Below are 13,083 nucleotides of genomic sequence, written 5' to 3'. Positions count from 1 at the left end.
AATTATATTCGCGAAACAATATTTTTAGACGAGTCTAAAAGTTAAATGTTAGAATTTAAACAATTCGGACATAATCCAGATAACGTAAAGTTGATTTCGTTCACTTTGTAATTGTGCGGCATAATGTAACTCGGCTTAACATTTTCAAGACAAGTAATCTCATGACAATTCTCGCAGCTAAAGTGTGCATGGTTGTGAATATGCACACGTTGATGCGAATGATTGCATTTGGCATATTTTACCGTTCCGTCTAGATTCGAGATTTTATGAATAACATCTTCATTAATCAAACGATCTAAAATTCTGTAAATGGTAACGCGGTCGCACAAATCATTTAATTGTTTGTGAATTTCGGTATGCGAAAGAGCCGTCTTAGATTTTTCAAATACCTCTAAAACAGCTGTCTTTGCTGCGGTATTACGTGTAGTTTTCATTTTTTATGAAATTAAAAATTAAACGCAACAATGTTGCAATTGATAAAATTGTATATATTTGCAACAAAATTGCATTAAGCAAAAGTACACATAATGAAGAAAATAAGCACATCCTTTTATGATATTTTAGGAATTTCAAGCGCGACCATTTGTCTGGTTCATTGTTTGATTTTTCCTCTTTTAACGATTCTGCCTTTAGGCTTGAGTCACAACCCAATTATAGATTTACTATTTGCTTCGATAGGTTTATTTGCAATTCTCAAAATTATAAAAAAATCATCTCTTTTGGTATCGTCCATTTTAGTTGTTTCAATGGCACTTATTTGGATTAGCGTTTTGACAGAACTTCTTTTAGATATTCATCTTGATTTGATTTATTTCGGAGGAATTGGAATGATCATCGGGCATTTAATCAATTACAAATTACATAGAAATCAAAATCATTAAAAATAGAAATATGGAACAGAAGCATTTTGAAGTGATTATCATTGGCGGCAGTTACAGCGGATTGTCTGCCGCAATGAGTTTAGGACGCTCTTTACGTCAGGTTTTAGTTATCGACAGCGGTCTGCCTTGTAACAGGCAAACGCCGCACTCTCATAATTTTATTACGCAAGATGGTGAAAAGCCAGCGGTTATTTCGGCAAAAGCCAAATTGCAAGTAGACATTTATAAAACAGTTCAATTCTATAACGGACTTGCGGTAAAAGCATTTAAAACAGAAAAAGGCTTCGAAATTGAAACAGAATCAGGAGCTATTTTTACTTCTCGAAAAGTTTTGTTTGCAACTGGAGTTAAAGATTTGTTGCCAGAAATTGAAGGTTTTGCAGCTTGTTGGGGAATTTCGGTTTTACATTGTCCGTATTGTCATGGCTATGAAGTTAAAAATGAAAAAACCGCAATTATTGCCAATGGAGAAATGGGCTTTGAATATGCAAAACTGATTTCTAATTGGACAAAGGATTTGAGATTATGCACCAACGGAAAATCAGAACTGACTTCAGAACAAACACAAACGCTTAAAAATCATTGCGTTTTAATTTTAGAAGAAGAAATAGAATCTTTTGAGCATCATGAAGGATATATTAAAAGTATCATTTTTAGAAATACAGAAAAAGTAGAAGTAAAAGCGATTTACGCAAGACCGCCTTTTGAACAGCATTGTCCAATTCCTGAAACTTTAGGATGTGATAGTAACGAACAAGGATTGCTGAAAGTAGATGCGATGCAGAAAACAAATATTCCAGGCATTTTTGCTAGTGGAGATTGCACAACTCCAATGCGATCTGTGGCGATTGCTGTTTCTACGGGCTCTTTCGCAGGAGCGGTAATTAATAAAGAACTTATCGACGAAGACTTTTAGTCAATAGAAAAGAGTAGTTAAACCATATAAGTTATATAAGTTCATTTTAGCATAAACTTAAATTATCTTATATAACTTATATGGTTTTAAAAAAAATATAACATCTTGATTTCAATCAGTCTGAAAATTTTGTTTTAAGAATAATTATTTGTCAAATTTAATTTTTAGATTTGTCTAAATTTAATTTTAAAAGAATGAAATATTTATTTTTGACAATATTAATAATTTCAGCTAAAAGCCTATACTCGCAAAATATCTCAGGAAAAGTCGAATTATCGATTCCTGTAGGTCAGGAAATTAATGTTAGTTTATTAAATACAAACTTTAAAGCACAAACCGATTCTCTAGGATTTTATAAACTCGAAAATATTCCGAAAGGGAATTATAAAATAAATGTAACCTCGACGGGATTCAAACCTATAACCCAAAGAATCTCTGTTTTAGAAAATGAAAATTTAAATCTTGATTTTGAATTAGAAGAAGATCAAAACGAATTGAACGAAGTGGTAGTTTCTGGAACTTTAAAACCTGTAAAACGATTAGAAAGTGCCGTTCCTGTTGAGGTTTATTCGCCAGTTTTCTTCAAGAAAAATCCAACTCCTAGTATTTACGATGCACTTCAAAATATAAATGGCGTTCGTCCGCAGCTTAATTGTGGAGTTTGTAATACTGGAGATATTCACATAAACGGTTTGGAAGGTCCGTACACTTTGGTTATGATTGACGGAATGCCAATTGTAAGCAGTCTTTCTACGGTTTATGGCTTGTCTGGAATTCCGAATTCTCTGGTAGAAAGAATCGAAATTGTAAAAGGTCCGGCTTCGTCTCTTTACGGAAGTGAAGCGGTTGGAGGTTTGATTAATATTATCACTAAAAACCCGACTAATGCACCCGTTTTTTCTGCCGATTATTTTACGACTTCTTATTTTGAAAGTAATCTTGATTTAGGAATGAAGTTTAATGCCGGAAAAAAAGCAATTTCGCTTATTGGGGTTAATTACTTCAACTATGATCAAGTAATAGATAAAGACAAAGATAATTTTACCGATGTAACGCTTTCTGAACGTATTTCGGTTTTTAATAAGTGGAGTTTTCAAAGAAATAATAATCGTCTTTTTACGATCGCTGCACGCGGAATGTATGAAGATCGTTGGGGAGGAGACATTCGTTGGGAGAAAAAATATCGTGGCGGAGATGAAATTTATGGTGAAAGCATTTATACCAAAAGAGCTGAGTTGATTGGAAGTTATCAATTGCCTTTTGAAGAAAAACTAATGCTTTCTTTTTCTGGAAATGTTCATTATCAAGACAGCCGTTACGGAACGACATCTTATATTGCCAATCAGAAAATTGGATTCTTGCAGCTGACTTGGGATAAAAAAATAGGAAGAAACGATTTGCTGGCAGGAATTGCAAGTCGATATACGTATTATGATGACAATACACCTGCAACCAAAGAAGCTGAAAATACTTGGCTTCCAGGAATTTTTGTTCAAGACGAAATTACCTTTTCTCCAAAAAGCCAAGTTTTGTTAGGAATGCGTTATGATTACAATTCTATTCACGGATCTATTTTTACACCGCGATTTGCTTACAGATTTAAAGCAAACGAAAACACCATTTTTAGATTAAATGCAGGAACTGGATTTAGAGTTGTGAATTTATTTACGGAAGATCACGCAGCTTTAACGGGTTCTAGAGATGTCATTATTAAAAACGACTTAAAACCTGAACAATCTGTAAATGTGAATTTGAATTATATTCAGAAAATCAATTTTGGGAATGGAACGTTTATGGGAATTGAAACCACGGCTTTTTATACCAGATTCAGCAATAAAATCATTTCAGATTATGAGACCAATCCAAACGAAATTATTTACGACAATATTGATGGTTATGCTTTAAGTCAAGGAATTAGCACTAATATCGATCTTAATTTTCCGTCGGGATTAAAATTTATTGTGGGAGCAACAGTTTTGGATAATAAAAATGTCGAGAATGGAATTTCAGAAAGACCTTACCTAACTGAGAATTTCACGGGAACATGGAGCATTTCATACAAAATTCAGCCTTGGAATCTATCGATGGATTACACAGGAAATGTTTATAGTCCGATGAAATTGCCTTTACTGAGCGAAACCGATCCGAGAAGTCCAAATTCGCCGTGGTATAGTATTCAGAATATTCAGTTTACTTATTCGGGATGGAAAGATTTTGAAGTTTATGGCGGAATCAAAAACCTGTTGAACTTTACTCCAAAACAGAATAATCCGTTTTTGATTTCGAGAACTAATGATCCTTTTGATAAAAATGTGCAATACGATTCGGCAGGAAAAGTATTGGTAACACCAGATAATCCATACGGTTTAACATTTGATACAACTTATGTTTATGGTCAGAACCAAACTATTCGCGGATTTTTGGGATTGAGATATACTTTTAGGTGATTAATTTTTTTAACACATAGAAACATAGTTTAACTTTGTGTAGAAGAGGCGTTTCACTTGCATCAATTCACATAGGTGTGTAGAAGCTAGCTTCTTTTGTAATCTTTAGAAAAGAAAAAATCTATGTTTTTATGTATTTAAAATTTTTGAGACAGATTGTTTTCGTCTGTCAGGCTGAGCGGAATCGAAGCCTATGTCCTATTGGTGCGCCCTTCGACTTCGCTCAGGGTGACAAAAAAGTAAAATCTGTTTAATCCTTTTATCTCGATAAATATCGGGAGCTGTAAACAAAAAAAATGAAAAAGCTAGTTCTACTTATTTTCTTCTTCGGAATAACTTCAACAGGATTCTGCCAATTAAAAAGCAGGACTTTTGAAGAAGTAGATAGTTTGCAGCAAATTCAAAAACGGAAAACCATTGTTTTCATCCATACCAATTGGTGTCAGTTTTGCCAGCGAATGAAAGCCACAACTTTTAAAGATCAAGAAATTATAGAAAAACTAAACTCCGATTTTTATTTTATTAATTTTAATGCAGAGGAAAAAAGCGATATCAAATTCGCAAATCACACTTTCAAATACCTGCCTTCTGGAAATAATGTCGGAGTTCACGAACTGGCATTGCAATTGGGAACAATTAATAATCAAATTGCATATCCGACCTTATGTGTTTTGAATGATAAAAACGAAATCATTTTTCAGTACAATATCTATTTGGGTACAAAAGAGTTTAAAGTTCTTTTGGAAAAATTGAAAGAGTAGCATTTTTATGATACTAGCATAGTAGATTATTGCTAATGAGGTAAATAATGTGTTTTTTGATACGCCCTTAAAATTTATTTGCAAATCGTTGTAAAGCTTTGCAAATCAAAAACTTTCTGATAATCAATTAGAGATGCTTTTGCCGTATATATCTGTTTTAACACCTACAAATCGACTTTAGCATTTCTGTTTCTAAAATATTTTAGGAGCTTTAAAGCTCTTTGATTTTTCCTTGTGTTTTGAATAACGGATTCTCTGGATAGAAATATAAAATTCATATAGGAAGAATGATAACTTTTTGTGAAATAATAATTTGATGATTAGGTGTTTTTGAGAAAATGTTTATCCATTTGTTCAAAATAGGACTCGATACTAAATTTTTTCATTGCAAATTCATGAATTTCTTCGGGCGTGAATTTTCTAGAATCTTCAATGCAATAATCAAAAAACTGAAAAATATTCTCATCGATTTGTTTTGGAAGCAAATAAGCACCAGGTTGTTCATCTTTGGCTAATTTAGGCAGAACACCAACAGGATTTCCTGCAATTGGTCTTCCGCAGGCAAGCGCTTCAATAGTGACCATTCCAAAACTTTCTGAATAGGAAGGATAAAAAACAATGTCTGCGCGAGAATAAGTCAGTTCGTTGATGTTGTCAATTGTTAATCCGACTAAAATTTCAGTGTTATGCAAATTTTGAAAAAGCTCAGTATTTGATGGATTGTTTGAGGCAATAAGAAGTCTCCAATCGTTTTGCTTTTCAACAAGTTTTGATAGTTCTTGCAATTCGGCTATGCCTTTTCCGTGTTCTAGTCTGCCGATATATACAATTGTTTTAAAGTCAGTGGATGGCTTTTTTATTGGATAAAAATTCGTTTTATCAATACAGTTTGGTACTACACTTATTTTATCTTGATTAATTCCATAGTACTGCATTAGGTCTTTTTTGACATTGTCTTCAACAGCGATTATTTTCTTGGCATTTTTGCAGGCTTTCATTTGAAGTCTTGCAATTCTGCTTAATTTTGGATTTCTTCGGCCGTAGTCCAATTCCATTTTATGAAAACAGCCGTGAGATATTACACAATCTGTCGGATAATATGCCGTGGGTTCACCATTACTTATGACTTTTTTGTTCGAACGATAATGTAGCCAAAGAAACACTGTAATATATCTTGCGATATATTTTGCTCTTCTTTTTTCGAAGTGTCTTATATTGAATAACTTCCAATATAATTTTCCTATGAAACTATTTTTTAAACGATCTTCATCAATTATTTCAGTCAGAATCTTTCGGCTTTTGAGATACTCATCCAAATAATGAACCATGCGTTCAGCACCGCCCGCATTAGATTTTCCGTTTAGAAATACCAAATAAATTTTTCTTGCTTTTATCATCTGAAGTCTTTTATCGAATAGTTTAGTTTCTGAAAAAACAACAGGAATGTTGTTTTTTTTAAACTCATAGATAGAATCTGAAAGGTTATAAACTGCTTTAAAATCAGGTTCATAAGTTTTAATGAAAGGGGATGATTTATGCATCTGGCAGAAATTTTGTTTTTTTAATACTAAAGAATAAAATAAATCATTTTGTAAACAACGGCAAAATGAAAGGAAAGAATAAATTTTCTTATTTTTGAAAATGAACTCTTCGCAAATTCAAAATTTCGACTATATTTTTACAGGAACAGGCCTTGCATCTCTGATGACGGTTTATAAAATGATTTTGTCTGGAAAATTTTCCGGCAAATCAATTTTACTATTAGATCAAGATGTGAAAAAAACCAACGACAGAACTTGGTGCTTTTGGGAAAAAGAAGAAAGCGTTTGGAATTCTGTGATTTCGAAAAAATGGGATTCGGCTTTTTTTGCCAACGAGGATTTTAGACGTGATCTGGATCTAAAACCATATTCATATAATAAAATCAACGGTTTAGACTTTTATAATTTCGTTTTCGAAGCTATTTCAAATCAGTCCGACATTACTTTTTTAAACGAAAAAGTGACTGATATCAACGAACTTGAAACTCATGTTTTTGTTGGAACGGAGCAAAATCGATACACTTGCCAATATCTTTTCAATAGCATTTATACTAAGGCTTTCGTCGAAAGGCAAAATAAATATCCTGTTTTGCAACAGCATTTTGTGGGTTGGTTTGTGAAAACGCAAGAAGAAGTTTTCAATCCTGATGAAGTCACGTTTATGGATTTTTCGGTTGAGCAAAAAGGAAATACAAGATTTATTTATGTTCTGCCGACTTCAAAAACGGAAGCTTTGGTTGAATATACTTTGTTTTCGGAAAAACTGCTTTCGAAAGAAGAGTACGAAAATGAAATTCAAATTTATCTGAAGAAACTCGGTGCAAGCCAATATGAAATTCTCGAAAAAGAGGAGGGAAGTATTCCCATGACTTGTTATCCTTTCTGGGAGAAAAATACCAAAAGGGTTCTGAATATTGGTACAGCTGGCGGTTGGACAAAAGCTAGCACAGGTTATACATTCAAAAATTCAGATAAAAAATCTTCGAAATTGATTGAATTCCTTGAAGAGAAAAATGCTTCGACTTCGCTCAGCATGACATCGTTTTATAAAAAAAGTAGGTTTTGGTTTTACGATTCATTGCTTTTAGATATTCTCTATCGAAATAATGAATTGGGAAGTTCTATTTTCTCTTCTTTATTTAAAAAAGGAAATCCTGAATTGATTTTCAAATTTTTAGATGAAGAAACGAGTTTTTTTGAAGATTTTGAAGTAATCATAAAATGCCCGAAAGGGCCATTTATAAAGGCTCTAGTTCGCAGAATGTTCCAAGAAAAAGGATAAAGTTGACACTTTCAACTTGATGACTTTCAGACTTTCGACTTTCTCAATCGAACTATAACAAAACTTTATACTTCAAAGTAACTAGTTGCGAGTAAACTTTGTAACTTTGCAGTTCAAAAAGTACAATTTAAAAAACAAGAATATGTATCCACTAGAAATGGTAAAACCAATGGAGGCTGAATTGACAGCTGCTGGTTTTCAAGATTTACATAGTGCTGAAGCTGTTGAGAATGCTATCAAAGCTGAAGGTACCACTTTAGTTGTTGTAAACTCTGTTTGCGGGTGCGCTGCAAGAAATGCACGTCCAGGAGCAAAAATGAGTTTGGATAATGCTAAAAAACCAGATCATTTAATTACTGTTTTTGCAGGTGTTGACAAAGAAGCTGTTGATGCTGCAAGACAACATATGTTCCCATTTCCTCCATCTTCGCCATCTATGGCTTTGTTTAAAAACGGAGAATTGGTTCACATGTTAGAGCGTCACCACATTGAAGGACGCCCAGCTGAATTAATTGCTGAGAATTTACAGGATGCGTTTAACGAATTCTGCTAATTTTAAAGATACGAAGTTGATAAGATTCTGAGATACTAAGTTTAGAATTGAAGTGACAAAGATTTAAAAAACCAAAGAGGCTGTCCTTTTGAGACGGCCTCTTTTTGTTTTTATATGTTTAGTTTAAAAAACTTAGAACCTTAGCAACTTAGAATCTCAGAACTTATAAATTCCATCCCCCGCCAAGTGCTTTGTACAATTCAACCATTGAACTTAATTGTCTTTCAGATAATTGTGCTAAACTTAATTGAGCATTAAAAAGGTTAGTTTCTACATCTAAAACTTCTAAGTAAGAAACGTAACCGCTGTCATATCTTTCGTGAGATAATTTGTAGTTTATTAAAGCAGCTTGCACTTGTCTGTTGCGGGCTTTCCATTCTTCTTGATAAGTTCTAACGTTTTGTATTGATTGTTCTACTTCAGAAACGGCATCAATATATTTTTGTTGATAAAGAAATTTGAATTGTTCTGCCTGCTGTCTGTTTATTTCAACTCTTCTTTTGTTTTTTCCGAATGCGAATATTGGTCCAGCAATTCCACCAGAAGCATTTTGCAAATATGAACTTCCTAGAAATAGATTACTCAAATCGGCACTGGCGAATCCTGCGATTGCAGCAAGATTGATAGACGGAAAACGCATTGCTTGAGCTACGCCAATTCTTTCATTGGCAGCCACATATCTTAATTCGGCTGCTTTTACGTCGGGTCTATTTTCCAATAAGGCAGACGGAATCGATAACGGAATTTTGCTGACGATCTGTAACTCAGTATTGCTTTTCCCTCTCGGAATTTCAGTCGGAAGCTGACCAGTAAGCAATGCAATCGCATTTTCTTGATAGGTTATTTGTCTTTCAATGTTAGGAATTGCTGCTTCGGCAATGGCAACCTGCTGTTCAATCTGCACTTTGTCAACTTCAGAGATGTAGCCTTTCGCAAATCTTTCGCTTATAATTTCATAATATTTTTGTCTTGTTTCAAGCGTATGCTTTGTTATTTCTAGCTGATCATCAAAGTTTCGCATTTGAAAATAAGCTATAGCAATATTGGCAACGATATCGGACAATACTACTTTACGCGCTTCTTCTGTGGCAAGAAGTTCATTTTTAACCGCATTGTTTTCATGACGAAATTTTCCCCAGAAATCAAGTTCCCAAGACATGCTCGCACCAGCTGTAGATGGAGTAATATATTTCTCGTTGCTGTTTATTGTAGCTCCATATTGGAAGGCTGGAAATAAATCGGCTTTGGTATAACCCAATTGAGCGCGATACTGCTCAATTCGTGAAACCGCAATTTTTAAATCATAATTATTCTCAAGGCCTTTTTGAATAAGACCTTTTAAAACATCATCATTAAACAGATCAAACCATTTTAAATTGGTTACAGAAGCTAGACTGTCTAAATTTCTTTCGTTTCTATAAGAATCTGACTTTAACTGTTCAGGTTTTTTATATTTTGGACCAACCATACATCCCACCGGAAATAAGGAAAGAACCAATACAATAACGATTATTTTATATTTCTTACTCATGGTCTGTAGTATTTGATTCTACATTGTTTTCTCCTGTTGTGATTGTTTCTTCTTTCTTGTGTCCAATTTTTTCAATCATAACAAATAGACCTGGTACAATTAATACACCTAAAATGGTGGCAATTAGCATTCCGCTAAATACAGCCATTCCCATTACAATACGAGCTTGAGAACCTGCACCAGTAGCAGTCAATAATGGAACAACTCCAAGGATAAAAGCAAAAGCAGTCATAAGAATTGGACGGAAACGAAGTTTCGCAGCATACATTGCCGATTCGTAAAGAGGTTTTCCTCTTTCATATTCTTCTTTGGCGAACTCAACGATAAGAATGGCATTTTTGGCCACTAATCCGATAAGTAAAACGAGTCCGATTTGCGCAAAAACGTTGTTGACATAAGCATCACTTCCAAACCTTGCTAAAAGAAGTCCTAAAAACGCTCCAAATACTGCAAAAGGCGCTCCAAGAAGTACGCTAAATGGCAGTTTCCAACTTTCGTATTGTGCGGCTAGGATTAAGAATACAAAAACCAATGCCATAATAAATACGGATGATCCTCCAGGTGAATGTTTTTCCTGATACGATAAGTTGATGTAATCGTAGCTCATGTCCGCTGGCAGAGTCTCTTTGGCTACTTCTTCCAATGCAGTTAAAGCTTGCGCGCTACTATAACCATCATTCGGGCTTCCCCCAATTTCTGCAGATCGGAATAAGTTTAAACGATTCGTAAAATCGGGACCCGAGACTTTGGTTGCTGTAACAAGCGTGGAAACCGGAAGCATGTCGCCTTTATTGTTTTTCACGTAAATCATATTTAGATCCTCTGGTTTAACACGATTGACAGCTTCTCCTTGTACGTAAACTTTGTATTGACGCCCAAAACGGTTAAAGTCATTTACATAACTTCCTCCCAAAAATGCTCCAAGCGCTTCGGTAACTTTAGAAACGGGTATTCCTAATTTCATTGCTTTATCATTATCGATATCCAGCTTAATTTGTGGAGTACCAGCATTAAAAGTGGTGTAAATTCGTTTTATCTCTGGACGCTGCTGTGCTGCGGCAATAAATTTTTGTGTTTGTTCTGCTAAATACTGTGGTGTATTTCCTCCGCGGTCTTGCAGCATTAAACTAAATCCAGCGGAAGCACCCAAACCTTGAATTGCGGGCGGGCCAAATGAAAAACAGGTTGCTGTCGTAATTTGAGTGGCCAATTTTTTATTGAATCGATCTACAAACTGTTTAGCCGTTTCAGCTCTTTCTTCCCAAGGTTTTAACGAAATGAAGATGAAAGCGTTGTTAGGCTGATAGGAGTTTGTAAGCATACTAAATCCGTTTATCGTGGTATAAGACAGAATAGATTTCTCTTCTTTAAGGAAACTGTCTACTTTTTTCGATATTTCATCGGTACGCTGTAAAGATGACGCAGGAGGCAAAGCAATATTTACTAAAACATAACCTTGATCTTCCTCGGGAATAAATCCTAGCGGAATTTTTTTGCCTAAAAGAACAATCGAAGCAAGTATCACGGCTAGTAAAACAATAATTCGCATTGCTTTTTTAGCAAAAAATGTTGCTCCACCAATATATTTTCCTGTAACATTTTCGAAAACTCTATTAAACCAAGAAAAGAATTTAGCAAGCCATCCTTTTTGCTGGTCAAGAGGTTTTGTTGGTTTTAAAAGCATGGCACAGAGTGCAGGACTTAAAGATAAAGCACTAAATGCTGAAAAGGCGACCGAGACGGCAATGGTTATGGCAAATTGCTGATAAAAGCGCCCCGTAATTCCAGGTGTCATCGCTACTGGGATAAAAACGGCACACAAAATCAATGCAATCGCAATTACTGGTCCAGAAACTTCTTTCATAGCTTGAATAGTAGCTTCCCGCGGATTTTTTCCATGTTCGATGTGATGTATTACGGCTTCTACAACCACAATCGCATCATCGACCACGATACCAATTGCCAATACTAATCCTAAAAGAGAAAGCGTATTGATCGAAAATCCTAACATTGGGAAAACCGCAATAGTACCTATCAGCGAAACTGGAACCGTAATTAACGGAATTAAAGTAGCGCGCCAATTTTGTAGAAATATAAATACCACCAAGATAACCAATATAATGGCCTCAAAAAGTGTGTGGACGATATCATCAACTCCTGCGGTAATAGCAAGTGTAGTATCTAATGATTCTTGGTATACAACGTCTTGCGGAAATCTTTCAGACAATTGTTTCATAGTAGTTTTGGCAATTTCAGCTACATCAAGGGCATTACTTCCGGGCATTTGGTATACCGCAACAACGGCGCTAGGAGAACTATTTCTTCTGGCTGTTGAGCTGTAATTTTCAGTCCCTAATTCGATTCGGGCAATATCACCCAATAAAACTTGTGCTCCATCTTCTTTGCTTCGAACTACGATATTTCCAAATTCTTTTTCAGTAACTAATCGGTCTTGAAGTGTTACACCGTATGTAAATTCAGTATTAGGAGGTGCTGGTTCAGCCCCAAATTTTCCTCCTGGACTAATCATGTTTTGTGCATTCAGTGCATTTTTGACATCTTCAACAGTCACGCCGAGCTTACTCATCATATCTGCCTTTAACCAAATACGCATGGAGTAATCGCTTCCTCCAAAGAGAGCAACTTCTCCAACTCCTTTTATACGAGCCAGCTGGTCAACGACATTTATACTGGCGTAGTTATTTAAAAACTTGGCGTCATATTTTGGATTGTTAGACGTAATGGTAAACAACATCATCGGGAATGATAGGGACTTTTTTACTACGACTCCCTGTTGTTTAACACTAGAAGGCATAAATGGAGCGGACTGGTTTTGCCTGTTTTGCGTAAGCATATTGGCATTATCCAGATTAGTTCCCACATCGAAAGTAACTTCAATAGTACAAGCACCATCAGAAGTGTTGATCGATTTCATGTATAGCATATTTTCGACACCATTTACTTTTTGCTCAATCGGAGTAGCTACTGCCTGCTCAACATTCAGTGCATTTGCTCCAGTAAAAGAAGTAGTAATTTTTACAACAGGCGGGTTAATATCCGGATATTGTGAAATAGGTGTTTTTTGCAGTGCCAGTAATCCAAGTATCACAATAATAATACTAATTACAATGGCAACAATCGGTCTTCGAACGAAAAATTCTCCCATAATAG

At 35.0% G+C, this 13,083-nt stretch carries 10 protein-coding genes; 6 read left to right on the top strand and 4 right to left on the bottom strand.

Annotation, left to right across the window (positions count from 1 at the left end):
• Positions 1-41 precede the first annotated feature (41 nt).
• Complete coding sequence (locus tag ACNRYB_RS04255; protein WP_008465649.1) at positions 42-434, bottom strand: Fur family transcriptional regulator; 393 nt, start codon at positions 432-434, stop codon at positions 42-44.
• 93 nt (positions 435-527) lie between these two features.
• On the opposite strand from ACNRYB_RS04255, the gene ACNRYB_RS04250 reads away from it, so the two are divergent.
• From ACNRYB_RS04250 to ACNRYB_RS04235, 4 genes are all read left to right on the top strand, one after another.
• Positions 528-881, top strand: a complete 354-nt coding sequence (locus tag ACNRYB_RS04250; protein ID WP_260671893.1) for a MerC domain-containing protein — start codon at positions 528-530, stop codon at positions 879-881.
• A gap of 10 nt (positions 882-891) precedes the next feature.
• Positions 892-1,797, top strand: a complete 906-nt coding sequence (locus ACNRYB_RS04245) for an NAD(P)/FAD-dependent oxidoreductase (RefSeq protein ID WP_473729335.1) — start codon at positions 892-894, stop codon at positions 1,795-1,797.
• Between the two features lie 194 nt (positions 1,798-1,991).
• The gene (locus tag ACNRYB_RS04240) at positions 1,992-4,244 is read left to right on the top strand and encodes a TonB-dependent receptor (protein WP_473729334.1); all 2,253 of its coding nucleotides are present in this window, start codon (positions 1,992-1,994) and stop codon (positions 4,242-4,244) included.
• Between the two features lie 296 nt (positions 4,245-4,540).
• Entirely contained in the window at positions 4,541-5,005 is a 465-nt protein-coding gene (locus tag ACNRYB_RS04235) for a thioredoxin family protein (RefSeq protein ID WP_129747809.1), read from the top strand.
• Between the two features lie 320 nt (positions 5,006-5,325).
• On the opposite strand, the gene ACNRYB_RS04230 is transcribed toward ACNRYB_RS04235, so the two are convergent.
• On the bottom strand, positions 5,326-6,546 hold the full coding sequence (locus tag ACNRYB_RS04230) for a glycosyltransferase family 4 protein (RefSeq protein WP_473729333.1): 1,221 nt from the start codon (positions 6,544-6,546) through the stop codon (positions 5,326-5,328).
• Between the two features lie 100 nt (positions 6,547-6,646).
• Here ACNRYB_RS04230 and ACNRYB_RS04225 point away from each other — a divergent pair, with 100 nt between their 5' ends.
• Both ACNRYB_RS04225 and ACNRYB_RS04220 read left to right on the top strand, forming a co-directional pair.
• Entirely contained in the window at positions 6,647-7,828 is a 1,182-nt protein-coding gene (locus ACNRYB_RS04225) for a lycopene cyclase family protein (protein WP_473729332.1), read from the top strand.
• 142 nt (positions 7,829-7,970) lie between these two features.
• On the top strand, positions 7,971-8,381 hold the full coding sequence (locus ACNRYB_RS04220; RefSeq protein ID WP_111368202.1) for a BrxA/BrxB family bacilliredoxin: 411 nt from the start codon (positions 7,971-7,973) through the stop codon (positions 8,379-8,381).
• A 163-nt stretch (positions 8,382-8,544) separates the two neighbouring features.
• Here the strand turns inward: ACNRYB_RS04220 and ACNRYB_RS04215 are convergent, their stop codons facing one another.
• Together ACNRYB_RS04215 and ACNRYB_RS04210 are read right to left on the bottom strand one after the other, a co-directional pair.
• Positions 8,545-9,912: an efflux transporter outer membrane subunit gene (locus ACNRYB_RS04215; protein WP_473729331.1), complete on the bottom strand. Its 1,368-nt coding sequence runs from the start codon at positions 9,910-9,912 to the stop codon at positions 8,545-8,547.
• Entirely contained in the window at positions 9,905-13,078 is a 3,174-nt protein-coding gene (locus ACNRYB_RS04210; protein ID WP_473729330.1) for an efflux RND transporter permease subunit, read from the bottom strand. The genes ACNRYB_RS04215 and ACNRYB_RS04210 overlap by 8 nt, the downstream gene beginning before the upstream one ends.
• Positions 13,079-13,083: the final 5 nt, after the last annotated feature.

The organism is Flavobacterium sp. CR10 (assembly GCF_055814415.1).
This window is presented reverse-complemented; position numbering and strand designations above follow the sequence as displayed.

Bases quoted from the DNA above. Each gene is read 5' to 3' on its own strand.
- ACNRYB_RS04255 (WP_008465649.1), bottom strand. From the start codon at position 434: ATGAAAACTACACGTAATACCGCAGCAAAGACAGCTGTTTTAGAGGTA.
- ACNRYB_RS04245 (WP_473729335.1), top strand. From the start codon at position 892: ATGGAACAGAAGCATTTTGAAGTGATTATCATTGGCGGCAGTTACAGC.
- ACNRYB_RS04215 (WP_473729331.1), bottom strand. From the start codon at position 9,912: ATGAGTAAGAAATATAAAATAATCGTTATTGTATTGGTTCTTTCCTTA.
- ACNRYB_RS04220 (WP_111368202.1), top strand. From the start codon at position 7,971: ATGTATCCACTAGAAATGGTAAAACCAATGGAGGCTGAATTGACAGCT.
- ACNRYB_RS04235 (WP_129747809.1), top strand. From the start codon at position 4,541: ATGAAAAAGCTAGTTCTACTTATTTTCTTCTTCGGAATAACTTCAACA.
- ACNRYB_RS04240 (WP_473729334.1), top strand. From the start codon at position 1,992: ATGAAATATTTATTTTTGACAATATTAATAATTTCAGCTAAAAGCCTA.
- ACNRYB_RS04250 (WP_260671893.1), top strand. From the start codon at position 528: ATGAAGAAAATAAGCACATCCTTTTATGATATTTTAGGAATTTCAAGC.
- ACNRYB_RS04230 (WP_473729333.1), bottom strand. From the start codon at position 6,546: ATGCATAAATCATCCCCTTTCATTAAAACTTATGAACCTGATTTTAAA.
- ACNRYB_RS04225 (WP_473729332.1), top strand. From the start codon at position 6,647: ATGAACTCTTCGCAAATTCAAAATTTCGACTATATTTTTACAGGAACA.
- ACNRYB_RS04210 (WP_473729330.1), bottom strand. From the start codon at position 13,078: ATGGGAGAATTTTTCGTTCGAAGACCGATTGTTGCCATTGTAATTAGT.